Here is a 20,728-nt window from a genome sequence, read left to right on the forward strand (position 1 = left end):
TCATTTAATTTGTGTAAGTTCATTTTTTATTTTCCAATAAATCATATTTAAAATCTCCACAAAGTATTTCAAATTGATTTAAAGCTAAAGACCAATCTTTAATAGGCATGGTCCATTTTTTGGCTGCATTTTGTAGGGATAAAAATATTATTTTTTGAATTGACTTATCATCTGGAAACACCCCCTTATTTTTGATAATTTTTCTAATTTGACGATTTACAGATTCTATAGTGTTAGTAGTATAAATTACCTTTCTGATCTCTTCAGGAAAGGCAAAAAACGGTATTATCCCAGACCAATTACGTTGCCAAATATCAGAAATTACCGGATATTTTTTATCCCATTTTACACCAAATTGCTGAAGTTTTAAACGTGCCATTTCGTCATTATTAGCTGTATAAATTTGTTTTAGATCTGATGTGACCTCTTTTAAATCTTTATATGACACATACTTTACTGAATTGCGAACCATATGTACAATACATAATTGTACTATAGTACTCGGGAATACACTGCTTATAGCTTCTGGAAAGCCCTTTAAACCATCCACACAAGCAACATAAATTTGTTCAATTCCTCGATTCTTTAACTCAGTAACTACTTGCATCCAAAATTTAGCACCTTCATTTTTGCCTATCCAAATGCCAAGTAACTCCTTTTTCCCTTCTATATTTACAGCAAGTGCTAAATATACTGCTTTATTTATTACTATGTGATTGTCTCTAGATTTTACATAGATACAGTCCAAGTATAATATTGGATACACCCTATCTAAACAACGATTTTGCCACCTAGTTACTTCTTCTATCACCCCATCTGTTATGGTGGATATCAAGTCACCAGATACATCAGTTTGATATATTTCTTCTAAATGCCCTCGGATCTCGCTGACTGTCATACCGCGACCATAAAGGGATATCACTTTCTCATCAAATCCATTAAATCTCCTCAGCCCTTTTGGTATTAATTGAGGATTATACTCTCCTTCCCGATCTCTTGGTACTTCTACTGTCAGCTTACGACCATCCCCATCAATTACTGTCTTCTCATAGCTACCATTACGACGATTATTATCTACTTTTGGCATCTTGCTATGTTTTGAATATCCTAATTCATGATCCAACTCACTTGCTAATATTTTCTCAACTATTTGCTTCTTTAGCTGTTGAAATAAACCATCTCGACCAAATAACTCCGATGGATCTGCTTTTGATAATAATTCTTCTACTAGCTGATTACTGATGTCTAATGTATCTTTATCTGTATCTAATTTTTTAGCCATAATTCCTCCTTGCTTGCTTAAGTTACTTTTTTTACAGTAATCTCTTACTGCTTTCTTTGCAACTTACACAAACTATAGGACAGACTCGCTAAAAGGCATCTAATGTTGTTCTGAATTGATGTTTTTATAACTTCCCAAGTTTGTTGATATAAAGTAATTTTTTCATTTATCCTCCTTTTGTTCATATCGAGCCAAGCAAATACAGCAAGGCAAATATGATTTCTCTGAGCTCGACCCGTGCGTGCCTGACAGCGTTCAATACCACAAGTTTGTTTTAATTCTCGATGATAAACTTCTATAGACCACCGTGCCTTAACAATTTTCTCTATTTGTTCACGTGTTGGATTTTCTAAGTTAGTTGTTATGTAATCAATGCGACCATTTTTTGCCACAAACTTAAATACCGTAACCCAACCGTATCCACGTAGGTGAATTTTTAGTCCCTCATCAGGAATCTCTAAACTTTCTAAGCTAACATTATGATTAACTTTTCTATTTTTTCTTAGGTTACTAACCCATGTCCAACCTAAATTACGTATATGTTTCAAATTCTCCAAACCGCTATACCACGCATCCATTACTACTGCATCAGGATTGATCCCTCTTTCCTTAGCTAAAGTAAGCATATCACAAAAATGCTCATTCTTTGTTTTTCCATCAGTTTCTTTATCATATATTCTATAATCTACAGGGGTAGATTGATCAGTTTTAGCATTGTAATGCAGTAAGTTGACCATCCCTATACCAGGTATAACATCATGTACAGCTCCAGAATATTGATAATGTACAAGCTCAATTTTCTTACTGTATTGCTTTGACAATAACGTGTCATCTCCCACTAATAAACAAGAAGCTTCCCTATCAATATATTTTGACACTTCTCTGTAGATCCCGCTAGGGCGGAAATCCTTACTATTTAACCATCGACTTGCACTATCATGAGATAGGTTTATTGGACTTACTTCAGATAATGCTTTACCACTATATCTTACGCTACTTGCTTGTAAAAATGATTTATATAAGTCTTTGCTACATTTTGATCTTGCCATGCTTAACTAAAACTCTTTCTTGCTAGATTAACATATTTTTTGCTAAGTGCGAAACTCCTGTGATTTTCTCTTTCATGAAATGCCATCTTAATAAGGCTAATAATTGAATTAAAAGCGTAAAGCTTAATTTTATTAGTTATTAAAAGACCAGCGTAAGATTTTATAGTCACCTTTTTGGTTAAAACCCCCAGCTTCAGCTGGGAAAGACTTCAGTCCTTGTTCTAATATTTCAATTCACTATAACTTGAATATATGATATTTTAATATACATAAGAGCAAGCTCTTCATGTATATTAAAATATCATATATGACAGATTATAACAAGACTAGCCACACTGTATTTTACCATCGCTTTCATGTTGTTTGGATCACTAAATATCGCTACAAAGTATTGCAGGGTAACTTATAAGAATTAGGATCAGAGAGATAGCACAGGCATTAGTAATATCTCTTTAGAGTAATAGCGACTTCCAGTCTAGATATCAACCCACCAGCTTCAGCTGGTTGTTATTGAGTAATTCGCATTTAGCCATTCCTAGATGCTCGTGTAATCTAGCTTGCCAAAAAAAATCAACAATATTACCTTGTTGATTTACAGAACCAAATTTTTTAGATGTTTCTCGTATTACACCAAAATATAAGCCATGATTCTCAGTAAAAACTGTAATAATAGCCGTATTTTCTTTTAGTGGTTTTTTGGCAATTATTATACCTATATCTTTAAAATTCATATTTAAACTTGTTTCAATCTCATATGGCTATATGAGTGCGGATCATTTTCCCAAAGCTCACGTACTTTCACAAAAAGGAAAAGATGAATTTTACAATCAAAAGCTAGCTGCATCTCTATTCTTGCCTTAGATCCTATTTCTTTAATTTTACAACCATTGTTTCCTAAAATAATAGTCTTATAAGAATTCTTTGAAACCACTATGACCTGATGAATTTTAATAGACTTATCATTATTCTCCTGCCACATTTCAGTTTGAACAGTTAAATTATAAGGTAATTCTTGGTGGAGATTCAAGAATAATTGTTCCCTAGTTATCTCAGCTGCTAAAAACCGCATAGGTAGGTTAGTAACATCATCTTCTTCGTATAGCCAAGGCGACAACTCTGCTTGGCTTTGTATGTAATTTAGTAGGTTATTGATATTTTCTCCGTTTAAAACGGATATTTTAAATATATTAGCATCTATGAACTGAGAGCTTATAATATTTTCTATTTCTCCTGTATATTGAGAAGAAATATCTATCTTATTCAACAGAAATATTAAATTTATTTTAAGAGTTTGCAACTTTTTAAGTATTTGTAACGTAAATTGATCAATAGGTTTCGTACTATCTATTATCAATAAAACTAAATCTACGCCATGTAAGCTTGACCATGCACATCGTACCATTGCTTTTTCCAGCTGTTTCTTTGGCTCGAATATACCTGGCGTATCTAATATTATCAGCTGCGTATCTTTTATGGTAACTATTCCGGTTATAATAGAGCGGGTTGTCTGAACTTTATTCGTTACTATCGATATTTTCTGCCCAATAAGCTTGTTTAATAATGATGATTTACCAGCATTTGGTTTGCCGATTATACATAGAGAAATTGTCTTTTGAGATATTTTCACGGATTAAACTTTACAACTTTACAACTTTACAAATTGTTGAGGTAGTTCATTAATTTACGGGCAGCAACTTTTTCTGCTTCTTTAACTGAATGACCAGTACCAGTTTGTTGGTAGGCTTCCATTTTTACTAATACAGTGAAGATAGATGCGTGTGGTGATCCTTCTCTTTTTATCACTTCATACACGGGTCTTTCAATTCCCTTTCTTTGTGCTAATTCCTGAAGAGTAGTTTTAGGGTCATAATCAGCTAAATCAGTAATAGATATAAACTCATACCACAAATTATATACTATTTTCTGGGTCGTATCAATGTTACTATCAAGATAAATGGCAGCAATTAATGCTTCCATAGTATTCTCAATATTATTAGGATTTTGTCTTCCCCCTAATACTTCCTCGCCATGGGTCATAATAATATAGTCTGACAAATTGATTTTTGCAGCTACTTTGCAAAGTGATTCTTTACAGACTAGATATGCTCTAATTTTTGCTAATTTCCCCTCATCATAAGTAGAGAAATTTTTAAATAAAATTTCAGTAATGATAAAATTAATTATTGCATCACCAAGTAATTCTAAACGTTCATAGTTTTTTTGAATTCCATGCTTTAGTACATGTTGCTTAAGAGAAGGATGACTTAACGCTTCAAGTAAAATATCTTTATTATTAAAATTATATCCTATATCTTGTTCAAGCTTTTCCGGAGCAGAAAGAGCTGATTCTTTACTTGTTATCATTTTGTATTTTATCTGTATAAAGGGACGTAAATATTCTGTTAAATCTAATAGATGCCAGCCAAGTACCAACACGGAGTATTTGATTAATTATCCCAATATCACTTTGCCATAATTCTTCTTTTGTAGAAAAAATAATAAATTGTCCTTTGGCAATAAAATTTTTAAACGGTACAAATCCTAGATCTATCCTACTATCATTCGATTCATCTCTGTTATCTCCAAGAAAGAAATACTTACCTTCAGGTACATAAAAGATTTCCGTATTACCATATTTATTTACTAATGAATGATTATTTTGTTTTAATTTATAAGAAAAATAACTTACACCATTAGGTAACATTTCCTTATATTTTATATAATTTTTTCCTTCTTCACTTGTATATGTACCAATTTCAGTGCGTTCTATGGCTTTATCATTTATATACACTACATCATTGATTAATTGTACTTTATCTCCAGGTAGCCCTATTAATCTTTTTATAAATCGAATATCCATATTATTTGGTGGGCGAAAAACTATTATATCTCCTCTTTGTGGCTGTGACGCCCATATTCTCCCATTAAAAATATTGGGACTAAAAGGAAAAGAGTAATTACTATATCCATAAGAATATTTTGTTGAAAAAATATAATCATTCTCTAGCACTGTTGCTTTCATTGAACCTGTTGGCACAAAAAAAAGTTCCATGACAAAAAATCTTATCATCAGTGCCAAAAATATTGTAAAGATAAAAGAAGTATATTCTTTAATTTGTGTTTTTTTGTTGGTAACCACAGTTGTTGTTTGCATAATTATTATTTAATAACGAACTAAATTCAGCCTACAATACCTTATTACTATGTTTAAATCCAGCAATTTTTGAATCGCCCCTAGTTCATGTATGGATCTACCCTATAATGCAAGAAAAAAAATAACGTCAATAGCAAAAAAGCAAATGCAGCCATGTATCCGGCTTATAGCAAAGTGAATTTTATTAATATTTTCAATAATACAGATAAAATTTACTCTACAACCCTGATGGAATTCGCTGGCTTACAAACTATACTTATCAACTAGTCGCCTTCAAAGAGCCATTGGATAAATCAGTTTTTTTGTAAGCTAAGGTTGTCTTATTTACCATCATTATCATTTTCTTTCGCATATTCTAGGTTGGAATCTCTTAATATTCTGTTTACCTCTACAATGACCTCTTTTGAAACTCGCTTGTGCTGAGGGATTTGAAGGAGACGCGGAACGCAGAACCCCAGCGTACTCTAATGTACGTGAGGATTCGAGTACCGCATCGACGTACAAATCAGCAGCAAAAGTAGAGTTTCGAAAGAAGTCTAATGTTATTTCATTACATCAGTTGATTAGTTAACCTGAGTTCGATATAAGTGTAGAAGGATTATATAAAGATATACGGGTTGCAGTGTAGTGGGAAGTGAATTAAAGTTACTAATTTTAACTGACAATTAAAGAGGTAACTATGTTGGCTTCCCTAGAGGAAATATTCTATTCAATTGATGATTTTTGTAAGTATTTTGATAAAAATAATCAAAATTATTTTTTAGCAAATTCAGGCAAGAAAAGAAATAAGCCCTGTAGCATGAGTTTAAGGCAAGAGCATAATAAAAAAGTATTAGGGGAATTGCACAGTTGCCAATATAATTAGATTTACGCTAATAATTTATACAAGGATCAATGACTATTTTTTTGACAATCATTATTGTTCTAATGATAGGATGTGCCGCACTGCTTTCAGCTACTGAAACGGCCATCACCGCGTCTTCTCCGGGGAAAATACAAAAGTTTAAGGGAAAAGCTATTAAACGTAACACTGTATTACAAGTTCTCAAGAATAAAGAAAAAGTAATTGGCACATTATTGATTGGTAATACTCTGCTTAATACTGTTTGCACTACCATTGCTACAAGTATATTTATCGATTGGCTAGGTGATAGTGGCACTGTCGTAGCTTCAGCAGTGATGGCTTTCGTGATAATTGTTTTCGGCGAGATAATACCTAAAGCTATTGCTGTAGCAAAAGCAGAACAGTTAGCATTATTCACTTCTCCAGCAATTATATTTTTCCTAAAGCTTTTGAAACCAATTAATTCTATTTTTGAAGTTATAGTTAAGCTGTTCTGTTTTATTTTCCGTATTAATCTACAACAAAATATCTCGGGAGCAGAAGAAGTCAGAGGAGTTATTGAACATTATCATCAAGAAGGTAATGTTTATAAATCTGACCGTGACATGTTAGGGGGTATATTAGATATTAGAAAAATGACAGTATCTGAAATTATGATACATAGAAGTAACATAGTAGCCATTAATGTAGATTTGCCTAAAGAGGAGATAGTGAGGCGAGCATTATTATCTAGCCCCCATACAAGAATACCATTATGGAAGGACACTCAGGACAACATAATTGGCGTACTTCACATGAGAGATCTACTCCGGGCTCTTTATGAAAAAAATAACGATGCAAAAAAAATTAATATCAAAGAATTAGTAAATCAGCCTTGGTTTATACCTGATAATGCTTTGGTAACTCATCAACTTCATGCTTTTAGAGAAAGAAAGAGCCATTTTGCCTGTGTTGTTGACGAATATGGTGATCTACAAGGTATTATTACTCTAGAAGATATTCTAGAAGAGATTGTTGGTCCTATTATCGATGAGCATGATTATCCTATTAACACAATTGTAAAAAAATCTGATGAGGAGTTTATTATTGATGGATCTGTAACCATAAGAGATGTAAATAGAGAATTAAATTGGAGTCTACCTGATGATGACGCAAATACCATAGCTGGCTTAATTATCCATAAACTTGAGCGTATTCCCAATCAAGGAGAATCTATCAAGATATTTAATTTAAGTATCACTATTAACAAAAAAATAGGTAACAGACTTGATAGCATAAAAGTCATTATTCTGCCAAATAAAGAATCTGAAAGTGATAAGTAGTCTTGGCAATTATTTACAAATATCTGCAATTTTATTCAGCATACTAACAGTTGTTAGTTCTTTATATTTATATCGTTCTGCTACTTTTTTTTTCTACCTTAGTTTCCTGTCAACATTATTATCTTTCTTGCTATTAGTATATGGATTTATCATATCAGATTTTTCTATACAGAATGTTTTTTTTAATTCTAGTACATTAAAGCCTCTAGGATTTAAGATTGCTGCTAGTTGGGCAAGTCATGAAGGGTCTATCCTATTATGGCTATGTTTATTACAAACTATAGCTGTTATTTATATTGCACTATTCAATAGCCGTCCAATTCAATTCTATCACATAATTGTACTAGCACTAATACAAATCTTGTTCGGTAGTTTCATTTATTTTACCTCTAACCCATTTGATAGCCTATCCTTCCGTCCCGCCCAGGGACTCGGCTTAAACCCCATGCTGCAAGATATTGCCCTAATAATACATCCCCCTATATTATATTTAGGCTATGTCTGTTACGTCGTACCTTTCACATCTGCTTGCGTAATCTTGCTTACGTCTAGTTTAGACTTTGTTAATCTCAGAGCAATTAAAATATTTACCAATTTAGGAATGCTATTTTCAACCTTAGGAATAGCACTAGGATCATGGTGGGCTTATAGAGAGCTTGGCTGGGGTGGTTTTTGGTTTTTTGATCCAGTAGAAAATATTTCCCTGCTACCATGGCTGTCGGCTATCGTTCTACATCACTCCATCTTGGTAACGATAAAATCTGGGCAAATGAAAAATTGGACGATAACCTTATCAATCATCACTTTTTTATTGGTAGTATTTAGTACGTTTTTGGTACGCTCAGGGCTAATCACCTCAATTCATTCTTTTGCCTCATCACCTGAGCGAGCAATCTACATGTTGGTAATATTTGCTATTATTGCTATATCAAGCTTAGTGTTACTGTTAGTAAAAGGACAAAATATCACTCAACCTGATTCTACAGGATTAGACAAGCATAAATTTAAGTACAAACTTATTATTTGGGGTAGTATATTTTTCTTAACAGCCCTAGTAATATTACTATGTGCCACCATTTACCCAGTAGTTTATTCTTTATTATACCAAGAATCTATTACCATTAGTGAAATATTCTTTATTAATAATTTTATAATCTTCCTTATTCCAACAGTTCTACTAGTTGGCATTGCTTATAATACCAGAAAAAAACAGCTACTAATTTTAGCTAGTTCTTTTGCAATAACTGTTATTAGCTCATACCAAATTCAGTATGGTTTTATTTCAGCATGTGCCGTGACATTTTCTCTTTTTCTAATAATACAAAATTGTTATTATATATTAGCAAAAAGCAATTTTTTTAGAACCAAACTAAAAGCTAATATTGCTATGATCTTAGGGCATTTAGGCTTTGGCTTACTTGTTTTAACTATTACTCTTAATTCATTATTACAAAGTGAAGTAGATTTTATAGGAAAAGTTGGAGACAAGGTAACAGCCGGTGGGTTTGAAGTTACCTTAAAAGATATGAGAGTATCCTCAGCCCAAAATTATTATCGGCAAATTGCTGAATTTTGGATTGAGGATCAACAAAATAATATCACCATCTTAAAGCCTGAGAATAGATTATATATAATAGAAAAACAACTATCCCAAGAAAGTAATATATATTCTTATTTAACTTATGATCTTTACGCAGTATTAAGTAAAATTGACGATGATGTAATTCATGCAAAAATATATTACAAACCGATGATGAGTCTTATTTGGCTATCTATTATGCTTACAGCTGGAGGATTGTTAATCGGATTATTGAAAAAATGACAGTTTTTTCTTAATTACTAATATTACCAACACTCATTGATAGGCTAGCTGAAACGAATTTCTCTAAATCCCCGTCAAGTACACCCTTAGTGTCAGAAGTTTCATGATTGGTACGTAAATCCTTAACCATCTGATAAGGTTGCAATACATAAGATCTTATTTGATGTCCCCAGCCATTTTCAGTTTTGGATGCATTCTGTTCATTAATATCATCAGTACGTTTCTTTAACTCTACTTCATAAAGCCTTGCTTTAAGCATTTTCATAGCCTGGGCTTTGTTCTTATGCTGTGACCTATCATTTTGACATTGTGTTACGATATTAGTAGGTAAGTGGGTAATCCTTACTGCAGAATCAGTAGTATTTACGTGTTGTCCCCCAGCGCCAGAAGAGCGGTAAGTATCTATTCTAAGATCTTTTTCGTCTATTACAATTGCAATACTATCATCAATCTCTGGGTATACCCAACTACTAGCAAAACTAGTCATCCTTTTGCCCGCAGCATTAAAAGGTGATATCCTAACTAATCTATGCACACCAGATTCTGTTCTAAACCAACCATATGCTTGGTAGCCATTAATTTTAATAGTACATGATTTGATTCCTGCTTCTTCACCGTTAATAAGATGAATAATCTCGCTTTTAAATCCCTGTCTTTCAGCGAAGCGTAAATACATACGCATCATAATTGATGCCCAGTCGTGGCTCTCTGTCCCCCCAGCTCCAGCATTGATTTCTAGAAAACAATTATTACTGTCAAAATCTCCAGAAAATAAGCATTCAGTCTCAAATTTTCCGGCAATAATAGATAGTTTCCCTAAATCTTCTTGAACTTGCTGCAAAACTTGTTGATCATTTTCAGTAAATGCCAAATCCTCAAGTTCTAAACATTCCGTAAAATTAGACTGAAGTTGTTTAAACGAGTTAAGCTTAGTTTCTAGAAGCCTTTTTTCTCTCAGAATATTTTGGGCCTTCTCCTGATTATTCCACAAAGCTGGATCTTCTGATATATTTTCTAGCTCTACAAGCCTTTTGGTTGCATTATCAAAATCAAAGTGACCTCCTGAGCAGTTCTAAAGACTGTTCAATGTTTTTTACATAATGTTCAATTTCAGCACGCACTATTAAATTTCCTACTATAAAATGGAATTTTATTATATAAAGATAAAACTTCTTTCTAATTTTAACATTATATCGCATATACAATGAATAATCAAAAGTTTATCAGAAATTTTTCAATCATCGCTCATATTGATCATGGTAAGTCTACTTTAGCAGATAGGTTAATTGAATATTGTGGAGGATTGGCAGCTCGGGAAATGAGTCATCAGGTACTTGACTCAATGGACATAGAAAAAGAACGTGGTATCACTATCAAAGCACAGACTGTTAGATTAACTTACAAAGCAAGAAATGGTAATACCTACTATCTAAACCTAATGGATACTCCTGGTCATGTGGATTTCTCTTATGAGGTGAGTAGATCGTTAGCTGCTTGTGAAGGTTCTTTGTTAGTAGTGGATAGTAGCCAAGGTGTTGAGGCACAAACTCTAGCAAATGTTTATCAAGCGATCGATAATAATCATGAAATTATTCCAGTCCTAAATAAAATTGATCTACCAGCTGCTGATCCTGATAAAGTTAAGCAACAGATAGAGGACGTAATTGGCATAGATGCAAGCGATGCATTATTGATTTCTGCAAAAAGTGGTATAGGAATAGAGGAGGTACTGGAAGCAATTGTTAATAGGCTGCCATGTCCAAAAACTAATCAAACAGATATTCTAAAGGCATTATTGGTTGATAGCTGGTACGATTCTTACCTAGGGGTAGTAATTTTAGTTAGAGTTATCGATGGAGTTTTACGCAAGAATATGCGTATTAAAATGATGGCTACCAATTCTACTTATAATGTTGACAATGTTGGGTATTTTATTCCTAGAAAACATATATCAGATATTTTATACCCAGGAGAAATAGGCTTCTTTACTGCTTCAATAAAACAAGTTGCTGATTGTAAAGTTGGGGACACAATAACTGACGAGAAAAGACCTTGTCAGGAATCTCTGCCTGGTTTTAAGCCGCATTTACCGGTAGTGTTTTGTGGTTTATATCCTTCAGATGCTTCGCAATTTGAGCATTTAAAAGATTCTTTAGCTAAATTAAAACTTAACGATGCTAGCTTTGAATTTGAAGCAGAGAGTTCAACAGCCTTAGGTTTTGGCTTTCGTTGTGGGTTTTTAGGGTTACTACATCTTGAAATAGTACAAGAAAGATTGGAACGCGAATTTGACCTTGATATGATCACCACCGCTCCTAGTGTGATTTATAAGATTAATATGCGTGATGGAAATCAATTAGAAATACATAATCCAGCTGATTTGCCACCTGTGCAAAATATCGACTCAATGTTAGAGCCTTGGGTTAAGGCAACAATATTAGTACCAGATGAGTTTTTAGGTAATGTGTTATCTTTATGTACCGATAAAAGAGGGGTGCAGATTGAATTAACTTATGTAGCCGGTAGAGCTATGGTAATTTACCGATTACCGTTAAATGAGATAGTATTTGATTTTTATGATAAGTTAAAAAGTTACACAAAAGGTTATGCTAGCTTTGATTGGGAAATAGATGTTTATCAGGAAAGTGATTTGGTAAAATTATCTATTTTGGTTAATAGTGAGCCAGTTGATGCTTTATCTACTATAGTCCATCGTTCAAGATCAGAATATCGGGGGCGGGAGTTGTGTAAACGTCTTAGCGATTTAATTCCAAGGCAATTATTTCAGATCGCTATTCAAGCTGCTATTGGTAGTAGAATAATTGCTAGAGAAACTGTCAAAGCAATGCGTAAAGATGTCTTATCTAAATGCTACGGCGGTGATATAACTCGTAAGCGTAAATTACTGGAAAAACAAAAAGCTGGCAAAAAACGTATGCGTAATATTGGTAATGTTGAGATACCTCAATCTGCTTTTATAGCTGCTCTTAAAATAGGAGATGAGTGATATCACGCGACTTATCTTCGAGATGGATAGGATCAAAATTGTGCCATAAAATGAGGTTAGTATGCGGTGTATGGGATAGAAAATTAAATTTTTTTACTGACTACATTTTATCATTTTGCAGATTTTGTCATTTGGGGCATTGTTAGATCAAATAAATTGAATAAATGTTGCTGAAGAGACATTAATTTTGATAATCTTGCTACTTTACAACATTTGATAGTGTAATATAAAAATTTTCTCAACTCTCTTAATGCTTCATAACACATTTTTAAGATATAAGGTCTAATATAAATCTCAGGGTTTGTGGCTTATTGCTTCAAGCCACGCAAACCAGCAATAAAGCCTAATAAATTAAAAGCACAAAAATTGCTCCTTACACGTCAATTCGGGATAAGGATATTGTGAACATGTAGATTAAAATCAAATTTTGTTGAAGGTTTATTTTTCTTTAATGAGTAAGCAACAAGAGTAGATAATATATGGACAAAGGCATTTATTGGTGATCTATGTCTAGTATGTTCAAGGTTCATTTTATTTTTTAGATAATCAAAAACTGTTTCAATTAAGTTACGTTTTCGAAGTAAGATTTTTTCTTTCAAATCCATTAATTTATTTTCCATATTCTTCTTAATTCCATGAATCATTTTTAAGCCTCTTTCATATAAATTTAAGAACAAATTTTGCTTAATATAACCTTTATCAGCTGCTATAATTCCAGTTAATCTTTTTGTTAACTCCGGTACTGGAACCCTATCATCTACATTGCCTTTGGTCACTTTTAATGCCATAAACTCCCCTTTATTATTGATTATTACATGTAATTTAAAACCATAAAAATACCCCATAGAGGATTTACTATGTTTGGCTAATCCTTTAAAAACTTTATTGCTATAACGCCTTTTATTGTGACAAGCTTTAATCGTTGTAGAGTCAATAAAATAAATACCTGTTTCCTCACCAAACAACAAATGAATCAACATATTTAGCGGTATGAATAATCGTGCCATTAATTCAACAAATCTATTATAACTCAAGGCTTTGGGAAAATCATCCTTATGCATGCACTCTATATAACTTTTATAGAAAAATTTAAAATTCTTAGCATAGGATGTATGAAACATAATTATTATTGTTAACATTTCACTTAGACTCATGCTACAACAGCGATTTCTTTGCTTATTTGATGGTAATAACTTTCTCTGTTCATACTCCAAATAAATTTTACAAAAATCATCTATAAAACTATATAATTCTGTGATATCTTTTTTCATGCCTGTAGTTTGTTTTTTTGTTTAAAAATATAAATACTGCAGGCACTCCTTTTTGACAATCCTTTTATCTATTACTATTTCATCTATATCTTATCCCGAACTGACGTCTTACGTTAAACTGAGGTTACTATACCAGTTTCTAATTATACCAAATATGTTTTTAAACAAATGATAGATGGTGGTAAAAGTTTGCAGGAAATCTTTGATTTAATTAGAGAAGAATTGCAACAAGAAGTTAGTAATGAAGCATTGTTGCATGAAGTAAAGGCTATATTCGCTCCATTTTTTATTACAGGAATTATGTTGCTTCATAACAAATCAGTGAAACTTTTTTAAAATATTAGTCAGAACGCCCTCGCAAAGCGAGGGGCTTGACGGTTATGAGCAGCCCAAAGGGCTGCCATTGTTAATTAAAATTCTCCTGATTCGTCAGAGCCTAAACTATCAAGTTGCTCTTGATTCTTAATGTAGTGTTTGATCTGATTCTCTTCAAATCCTACAGTTGAGACCGCATAACCTCTAGCCCACAACTTTTCTCCATTAAAATTACGTTTTCGTCCACCAAACTGCCTAGCAACGGCTATAGCACTTTTCCCCTTGATATAGCCTATTACTTCAGCTACAGAATATTTAGGAGGAATCTTGATGAGCATATGCACATGATCTTGTACCATATGCCCCTCTATGATCTTGCTCCCACGTTGAAAAGCTAACTCATGGAATACGTTCCCAAGATATTTTCTAACCTTCCCGTACAATTCTTTTTTACGACACTTTGGAGTTAACCACTCTGCACTTGCAGTGCAGAGTGGTTAACTTTATACTAAATCTAAAGGCCAAGCCTTGATGGTCTCACTAGTCAAACTAGTGGCTTACCTATCATTGAGTTATTAGTTAGTTGTTAATATCATTATAGGTATGATACTAACAAGGAGTCTATTATTTTCTACATAAATTTCATATATTTGGTATAATAGCTAAGTTGCTTTGTAGCAACCTAAACTCAAACAACTAAAGATATTCTCGTGTTAAAAAAAATCAATTTTGCTAAAATGCATGGTTTAGGTAATGATTTTGTGATTATCAATCAGCGTGATTTACCTAAAAATTGCGATTTACAACAACTATCGCTAAATATCTCCAATCGTCATACTGGTATTGGTTGTGATCAGTTTATTATTTATGATAAAAAACCAAATTACTATGAGATGATTATATATAATCAAGATGGATCAAGTGGCAAATTATGTGGTAATGCTTCAAGGTGTCTTACCAAGCTGATATATCTTGATTTAGGTATAAAGGAAATCACTTTGAGGGTATATGGAAAAGAATTATCTTGCAAGATACTGAATGAGAACGAGATTGAAGTAGATAGTGGGATAGTTAGTTTCGAGGAAGATTGGATGCCTTCATCCGAAAAAATTTGGCCGGTTGTAGAACGTTATATGATCGACATCAAGGAAGTTATCTGTGCCGATATTGGTAATCCACATTTTGTTATTTTTAGTGATCTCGCTATTGAAGATAAAGAAATAATAGGAGAAAAATTACAGGGAAAAGAATTATTTGCTGATGGTGTTAACGTTAATTTTGCTTCAATCAAGGATAATAAAATTTATTTATCGGTTTGGGAAAGAGGTACAGGCTTAACTCTTGCTTGTGGTAGTGGAGCATGTGCTAGTTTTGCTTCTGGGGTCAAGCTAGGATTTATTAGCTCTCCTTGTCAAGTAGTATTTCAATTGGGTAGTCTACAAATGTCAAAACAAGGTGAGAATATAATGATGGTTGGTGCTGCTGCTTTAGTTTCGCGCGGGGAGTTTTTTTATGACTAAATTACAAGAAGTTGTAACCCAAGAAGTTATAACTTTTGGTTGCAGGTTAAATATTTATGAAAGTGAAGTGATCAGAACTAACCTAGCTCTTTCTGGTTTAGAAAATGTCATAGTATTTAATACTTGTGCTGTCACTAAGGAAGCTGAGAAACAATCACGTCAAGCAATTCGTAAAGCTAAGAAAAATAATCCTGATGTAAAAATTATTGTTACTGGTTGTGCTGCTCAGAATAACCCAGCTATTTTTGCTAATATGGTTGAGGTTGATAAAGTACTTGGTAATGAAGAAAAATTGATTGCTAGCAATTATCAATTTACCGAAGAAAAAGTGGCAGTAAATGATATAATGTCTGTTACTGAAACTGCTAATCATTTGGTGGCTAGTTTCGATGGCAAATCTCGTGCTTTTATTCAGGTGCAAAATGGTTGTAATCATCGTTGTACGTTCTGTATGATACCTTATGGTAGAGGTAATAGTAGGTCAGTACCGATGGGTGCTATAGTACAGCAGTTAAGGACATTAGTAGCCAATGGTTATAATGAAGTAGTATTTACTGGAGTTGACGTTACGGCGTATGGATCAGATTTGCCAGGAACTCCAACTTTTGCTCAGATGATTAGAAGGATTATCGGGCTGGTTCCAGAACTAAAGAGGCTTAGATTATCGTCCATTGATGTAGCCGAGATCGATGATGATTTGTTCGATCTGATGGCTTATGCTCCGCAAATTATGCCACATTTCCATATTAGTCTACAAGCTGGTGATGACATGATTCTTAAGCGTATGAAACGTCGCCATAATCGTCAAAATATTATTGATTTTTGTCATAAATTGCGTAATTTAAGGCCAAATGTATCATTCGGTGCAGACATTATAGCTGGTTTTCCGACGGAAACTGATGTAATGTTTGACAATACCAAAAGACTTATCTCTGAGGCGGATTTACAGTATTTACACGTTTTTCCATATTCTGAACGTGATGAAACTCCGGCTGCAAGAATGCCGCAAATAGCAAAATCGATTAGAAAAGCAAGAGCAGAAATTTTAAGAACTGCCGGAGAACAACAATTACAAAAATTTTTCCAAAGGAATATAGGGCAGGAAGTAGAGCTACTTGTAGAACAAAATAACATGGCTCATACAGAAAATTTTATTCCGGTAAAGCTTGAAGGTAATTTTGACGTAGGACAAATTGTTAGGGCTCGGTTAGTTGCTATAGAGGGTAATCACATGATTTCAGAAATATTATGAAAAAATTTAAAAATATTGCTATCTATGGTGGTGGTAGTTGGGGAACTGCACTAGCTTGCCAGGTGGCAAGATGTTATGAGGATGTCTCGATATTGGTGCGTGAGAATAATATTATTGAGGAAATATTAAATAATCGAACTAATAGCAAATATCTTGGTTCTGATATTATCCTTCCTAGTAATATAACTCCTTGTAGTAATTTATCAGACATCTTAGATAAAGAAGTAATAATTACTGCAGTACCATCTTTTGTTTTCCAGGAAACTTTGAAGATATTAAAAGATGCTGGGATATCTGACAACGTGGTGTTATTAGTTGCAACTAAGGGATTTGGTAGAGACCCTACGGAGTTATTATCTGATAAAGTAAAAGCCATATTGCCAGCTAATCCTTTAGCCTTTATAGCTGGACCTAACCTAGCTAAAGAAGTTGCTCAAGATTTATTGTCCCACTTTGGGAGAAAAACCCCGCACTTGCAGTGCGTCGTTTTAACATATAATATGTAGAAATGCAGTATTATAAGAAAACAAGTCATACAATATACGACTGTACCTATCATATAGTTTGGGTAACGAAGTATAGATATAAAGTATTAATAGGAGATATTGGGAGACGCACCAAAGATCTAGTACAGGAGATATGTAAAGATAATGGAGTTGAAATAATAAGAGGCAAGGTTGCCGCTAATCACGTGCATATATATGTATCAATACCTCCATATCAAAGTGTCAGCAAGCTGGTACAATATTTGAAAGGTAAGAGTTCTAGAAAGATTCAGCAAGAATTTCCGGAATTAAAAAAGAGATATTGGGGTAAGCATTTATGGGCTACAGGATATTTTGTAAGAACTACAGGTAATGTCACAGATCAGATGATCAAAGCCTACATAGAAAAGCATGAAGGTAAAGATGATGCTGTGGGAGACTTTCAAGTTGAAAATTAGCTGAGGCTAAAGGCATTTATGCCGTAATATTAAGCTCTGCACTTGCAGTGCAGAGTGGTTAACTAACTTCAGTTACCATTGCCTCTTTAGATGTTGATCTTGCCAAACGACTAGCAATTAGTTTAGCATCGCAACAATTTAAGGTTACCATAACTGACTATGTGGTAGTGATGCAAGTGGCATCGGCTGTTAAGAATATTATAGCGATAAAGAGTGGTTGGTATGATGCAAAAGGTTATGGACAGAATGCTAAAGCTGGTCTGATAACGGGGGGGCTTCAAGAAATAAAAATTTTATCTGAGGCAATTGATGGAGAGTTTGGGGATGCTTCTATTTTATATGCTCCAGGCGTATTAGGGGATTTGGTGCTAACTTGTTACTCTAAAGAATCACGAAATACTAGATTTGGTTATGAATTAGGGAAGCACTTAGATGTTAATAAATTTTTAAATGAAAATTTATACTTAGTGGAGGGTCGAGAATCTGCTAAACTGGTATTGGATCTCATAAGAAAATATGATCTAACATTACCGATTATTTCATCAGTAATTAAAGAACTGAAATTAGTATGAAGTTTTTTGGCAATTTATCACAAATGTTATCAGCAATATTTGGTAAAATAATATTATTAGAATTCTGTTTGTTATTATTAATTTTTCCGTTAGAAAATTTTAGAATTAATGGAGAATCTATTATTTTCCCAGCTTTTGAAGTTAGTTTACTCTACTATTTTTCCACATTTTATCATATTGGTTTTTGGCTAATATTTTTAGCAGGAATAATTTTTGACCAGTTATATTCCATGCCAATTGGTACAAATTCTTTGGTTCTGATAATTGCTCACATAATTTTAGAATTCACAGGAAAATTTTTTGTACTTAGAAGTTATTTAACAAATTTTATCGTCTTTTGTTTCTATTATTTCTTTATATTACATTTTAGATATTTGCTGATTTTAAGCAAAGGCTTATCTTCGGAGGGGTATTTTATGATATTAATGCAGTATCTAACTACTATATTCTCATATAATTTGCTACGAATTCCACTTGATAAAGCATTAGAATATTTTAGAAAACATGCTAAATAGTAAAATATTATATAGCCAGTTAATATCAAGAAGGGCTTTTCTCATAGGTTCAGGAAAACTGACATTGCTTTCGTTATTGGCTGGAAGAATGTTTTTTATGGAGTTGCTTGAAAATGATAAATATCGTACTTTATCTGATAAAAATCGTATAAGTTTTATTCTAATTCCACCTTTTAGAGGACAAATTTATGATATCAACGGTAACATTATGGCTACAAACCAAACTTGTTTTAGGTTGTTACTTGACATACATAATGGCAATGATTACAAAAACGAATTAGCTCTAGTTGCCAATATCCTAGAATTATCCGAAGAAGAACAAAATTACATTAAGCAAAAAATAAAAAAAGCCAATAAACATATTCCTTTGGTTATACTAGATAATCTTAGCTGGCAACAAATGTCACTTATTGAAGAACAAAAGTTAAATTTAAGTTCTATTTTTGTAGATGCTAGTTATTCAAGATTTTACCATTTTTCAGAAGCGACTTGTCATGTGATAGGGTACACTGGACAGATTAATGAGCAAGAAAAACAAGATTTACAAATTAACAATTTAGGGGATTTTAATATTGGAAAATTTGGTGTAGAAAAATATTATGAAGACAAGTTACGTGGAAAATTTGGTTATAAGCAGATAGAAGTAAATGCTTTGGGCAAACAAGTAAGAGAAATCACCAATATTCAAAGCCAGCAAGGTGAGGACTTACATCTAAATATTGATGTGGAACTACAACAAAGAGTGCAGCCATACTTAAATAAACAAGGTTGCTCTGCAATAGTTATCGATACCAATAATGGTAATGTGCTAGTGCTGGCTATGTCACCAGTATTTGAGGCTAATAATTTTATAAAATTATCCCAAGATTACTGGCAAAGTTTAGTCAATGATCCCTATAAGCCGTTGATTAATAAGACCATACAAAGTACTTACCCACCTGGATCTATTTTTAAAATTATTACAATTTTAGCTGGATTAGAGAATGGCATTAAACCGACTAAAACTGTTAATTGTACTGGTGCTTCAGTATTAGGTAATAATAGTGCTAGATGTTGGAATCGTCATGGTCATGGCATCGTTGATATGTATAATGCTATCAAATATTCTTGTAATTCTTATATGTATGAAATAGCTCGCTTGATAGGTCATAAAAGAATATTAGATATGGCAAGAAATTTTGGTTTTGGTACAAAAACTGGCATTGATTTAACCGGAGAAGCATCAGGTTTTGTTCCTTCAGAAGAGTGGAAAATGAAAAAATTTAACTCTAAATGGACGATTGGTGATACTCTTAATTTATCGATAGGGCAAGGGTTCTTATCAGCTACTCCAATCCAGCTAGCTAGATTTGTAACAGCAATTGCCAGTAATGGGAAATTGTATAATCCTAAAATTGCTAAAGATATATCAGTAAAAGATGGGTCAGTATTCGATCAGATTAATATAAATCAACAATATCTAGATATTTTAAAAGAAGGCATGTATAGAGCAGTTAATACGCAAGGTGGGACTGCCTATTATAGTAGAATTTTGACAGAAGGGTATCAATTAGCTGGTAAAACAGGTACGGCACAAGTACAATCAAAGGCTAATATCAATGATGATTTAAATAGAGAGTCAATTGCTTGGGAAAGGCGTAACCACGCTATATTCGCTGGGTTTGCTCCTTACCTACAACCTCGTTACTCTGTTTTAGTGTTTGTAGATCATGGTGGAGGTGGAGGCAGGGCAGCAGCCCCTATAGCTAGTAAGATTATGGCTATGGTACTTGATAAATATAATTGAATATTTTTTACTATTCGTACTTAGTGCTAGCGATTTTATAGTATATATTAGCATTTATATAAAAACTTAGAAAC

19 protein-coding genes and 2 pseudogenes are annotated in these 20,728 nt (G+C 33.1%); 12 read left to right on the forward strand and 9 right to left on the reverse strand.

Going from position 1 to position 20,728, the window contains the following annotated elements:
* Window positions 1-19 precede the first annotated feature (19 nt).
* From AAHN00_RS11935 to lepB, 6 genes and pseudogenes are all read right to left on the reverse strand, one after another.
* Window positions 20-1,282 carry an IS256 family transposase gene (locus AAHN00_RS11935; protein WP_342270914.1) on the reverse strand — a complete coding sequence of 421 codons (1,263 nt, stop codon included), beginning with the start codon at window positions 1,280-1,282 and terminating at the stop codon, window positions 20-22.
* Between the two features lie 44 nt (window positions 1,283-1,326).
* Window positions 1,327-2,331, reverse strand: a complete 1,005-nt coding sequence (locus tag AAHN00_RS11940; protein WP_342271385.1) for a transposase — start codon at window positions 2,329-2,331, stop codon at window positions 1,327-1,329.
* Between the two features lie 506 nt (window positions 2,332-2,837).
* Window positions 2,838-3,062 (reverse strand): annotated as a pseudogene (gene recO / locus AAHN00_RS11950) (DNA repair protein RecO); the annotation flags it as partial.
* A gap of 2 nt (window positions 3,063-3,064) precedes the next feature.
* Window positions 3,065-3,958 carry a GTPase Era gene (gene era / locus AAHN00_RS11955; RefSeq protein WP_342271386.1) on the reverse strand — a complete coding sequence of 298 codons (894 nt, stop codon included), beginning with the start codon at window positions 3,956-3,958 and terminating at the stop codon, window positions 3,065-3,067.
* A gap of 26 nt (window positions 3,959-3,984) precedes the next feature.
* Window positions 3,985-4,695, reverse strand: a complete 711-nt coding sequence (gene rnc / locus AAHN00_RS11960; protein ID WP_341755121.1) for a ribonuclease III — start codon at window positions 4,693-4,695, stop codon at window positions 3,985-3,987.
* Window positions 4,682-5,485 carry a signal peptidase I gene (gene lepB, locus AAHN00_RS11965; RefSeq protein WP_342271387.1) on the reverse strand — a complete coding sequence of 268 codons (804 nt, stop codon included), beginning with the start codon at window positions 5,483-5,485 and terminating at the stop codon, window positions 4,682-4,684. The genes rnc and lepB overlap by 14 nt, the downstream gene beginning before the upstream one ends.
* Window positions 5,486-6,167: 682 nt before the next feature.
* On the opposite strand from lepB, the gene AAHN00_RS11975 reads away from it, so the two are divergent.
* From AAHN00_RS11975 to AAHN00_RS11985, 3 genes are read left to right on the forward strand one after another with little or no spacing between them, the layout of a single operon-like run.
* Window positions 6,168-6,350: a hypothetical protein gene (locus AAHN00_RS11975; RefSeq protein ID WP_342271389.1), complete on the forward strand. Its 183-nt coding sequence runs from the start codon at window positions 6,168-6,170 to the stop codon at window positions 6,348-6,350.
* A 29-nt stretch (window positions 6,351-6,379) separates the two neighbouring features.
* Window positions 6,380-7,651 (forward strand): HlyC/CorC family transporter, encoded by a 1,272-nt coding sequence (locus AAHN00_RS11980; RefSeq protein WP_342271390.1) that lies wholly within the window; start codon window positions 6,380-6,382, stop codon window positions 7,649-7,651.
* Complete coding sequence (locus tag AAHN00_RS11985) at window positions 7,644-9,473, forward strand: heme lyase CcmF/NrfE family subunit (RefSeq protein ID WP_410521453.1); 1,830 nt, start codon at window positions 7,644-7,646, stop codon at window positions 9,471-9,473. Before AAHN00_RS11980 ends, AAHN00_RS11985 begins: the two co-directional genes overlap by 8 nt.
* 10 nt (window positions 9,474-9,483) lie before the next feature.
* Here the strand turns inward: AAHN00_RS11985 and prfB are convergent.
* Window positions 9,484-10,594 (reverse strand): peptide chain release factor 2 gene (gene prfB / locus AAHN00_RS11990; protein WP_410521454.1). Its coding sequence is split into 2 segments (ribosomal slippage): window positions 9,484-10,530 and window positions 10,532-10,594, totalling 1,110 coding nucleotides; the frame shifts between segments, so codons are not numbered across the junction.
* An 83-nt stretch (window positions 10,595-10,677) separates the two neighbouring features.
* On the opposite strand from prfB, the gene lepA reads away from it, so the two are divergent.
* Entirely contained in the window at window positions 10,678-12,480 is a 1,803-nt protein-coding gene (gene lepA / locus AAHN00_RS11995; protein ID WP_342271392.1) for a translation elongation factor 4, read from the forward strand.
* Between the two features lie 380 nt (window positions 12,481-12,860).
* Here lepA and AAHN00_RS12000 read toward each other — a convergent pair whose 3' ends face one another.
* Entirely contained in the window at window positions 12,861-13,751 is an 891-nt protein-coding gene (locus tag AAHN00_RS12000) for an IS982 family transposase (protein WP_250310582.1), read from the reverse strand.
* A 168-nt stretch (window positions 13,752-13,919) separates the two neighbouring features.
* On the opposite strand from AAHN00_RS12000, the gene AAHN00_RS12005 reads away from it, so the two are divergent.
* Complete coding sequence (locus AAHN00_RS12005; protein ID WP_341752178.1) at window positions 13,920-14,087, forward strand: hypothetical protein; 168 nt, start codon at window positions 13,920-13,922, stop codon at window positions 14,085-14,087.
* Window positions 14,088-14,161: 74 nt separating this feature from the next.
* Here the strand turns inward: AAHN00_RS12005 and tnpA (AAHN00_RS12010) are convergent.
* Window positions 14,162-14,530 (reverse strand): annotated as a pseudogene (tnpA, locus tag AAHN00_RS12010) (IS200/IS605 family transposase); the annotation flags it as partial.
* A gap of 246 nt (window positions 14,531-14,776) precedes the next feature.
* Between tnpA (AAHN00_RS12010) and dapF the strand changes: the two are divergent.
* The 7 genes from dapF (at window position 14,777) to mrdA (ending at window position 20,654) form a co-directional block, all read left to right on the forward strand.
* Complete coding sequence (dapF, locus tag AAHN00_RS12015) at window positions 14,777-15,586, forward strand: diaminopimelate epimerase (RefSeq protein ID WP_342271393.1); 810 nt, start codon at window positions 14,777-14,779, stop codon at window positions 15,584-15,586.
* Window positions 15,579-16,838, forward strand: a complete 1,260-nt coding sequence (gene mtaB / locus AAHN00_RS12020) for a tRNA (N(6)-L-threonylcarbamoyladenosine(37)-C(2))-methylthiotransferase MtaB (RefSeq protein ID WP_342271394.1) — start codon at window positions 15,579-15,581, stop codon at window positions 16,836-16,838. The genes dapF and mtaB overlap by 8 nt, the downstream gene beginning before the upstream one ends.
* Window positions 16,835-17,344, forward strand: coding sequence for an NAD(P)-binding domain-containing protein (locus tag AAHN00_RS12025; RefSeq protein WP_342271395.1), 510 nt, complete (start codon window positions 16,835-16,837; stop codon window positions 17,342-17,344). Before mtaB ends, AAHN00_RS12025 begins: the two co-directional genes overlap by 4 nt.
* Window positions 17,345-17,346: 2 nt before the next feature.
* Window positions 17,347-17,781 (forward strand): IS200/IS605 family transposase, encoded by a 435-nt coding sequence (tnpA, locus tag AAHN00_RS12030; protein WP_342271325.1) that lies wholly within the window; start codon window positions 17,347-17,349, stop codon window positions 17,779-17,781.
* Window positions 17,782-17,951: 170 nt separating this feature from the next.
* Window positions 17,952-18,353 carry an NAD(P)H-dependent glycerol-3-phosphate dehydrogenase gene (locus tag AAHN00_RS12035; protein WP_410521455.1) on the forward strand — a complete coding sequence of 134 codons (402 nt, stop codon included), beginning with the start codon at window positions 17,952-17,954 and terminating at the stop codon, window positions 18,351-18,353.
* On the forward strand, window positions 18,350-18,868 hold the full coding sequence (locus tag AAHN00_RS12040) for a hypothetical protein (RefSeq protein WP_342271397.1): 519 nt from the start codon (window positions 18,350-18,352) through the stop codon (window positions 18,866-18,868). Before AAHN00_RS12035 ends, AAHN00_RS12040 begins: the two co-directional genes overlap by 4 nt.
* The gene (mrdA, locus tag AAHN00_RS12045; RefSeq protein ID WP_342271398.1) at window positions 18,858-20,654 is read left to right on the forward strand and encodes a penicillin-binding protein 2; all 1,797 of its coding nucleotides are present in this window, start codon (window positions 18,858-18,860) and stop codon (window positions 20,652-20,654) included. The genes AAHN00_RS12040 and mrdA overlap by 11 nt, the downstream gene beginning before the upstream one ends.
* Window positions 20,655-20,728: the final 74 nt, after the last annotated feature.

The sequence above is a fragment of the Candidatus Tisiphia endosymbiont of Parasteatoda lunata genome (assembly GCF_964030955.1).
Taxonomy (GTDB): domain Bacteria; phylum Pseudomonadota; class Alphaproteobacteria; order Rickettsiales; family Rickettsiaceae; genus Tisiphia.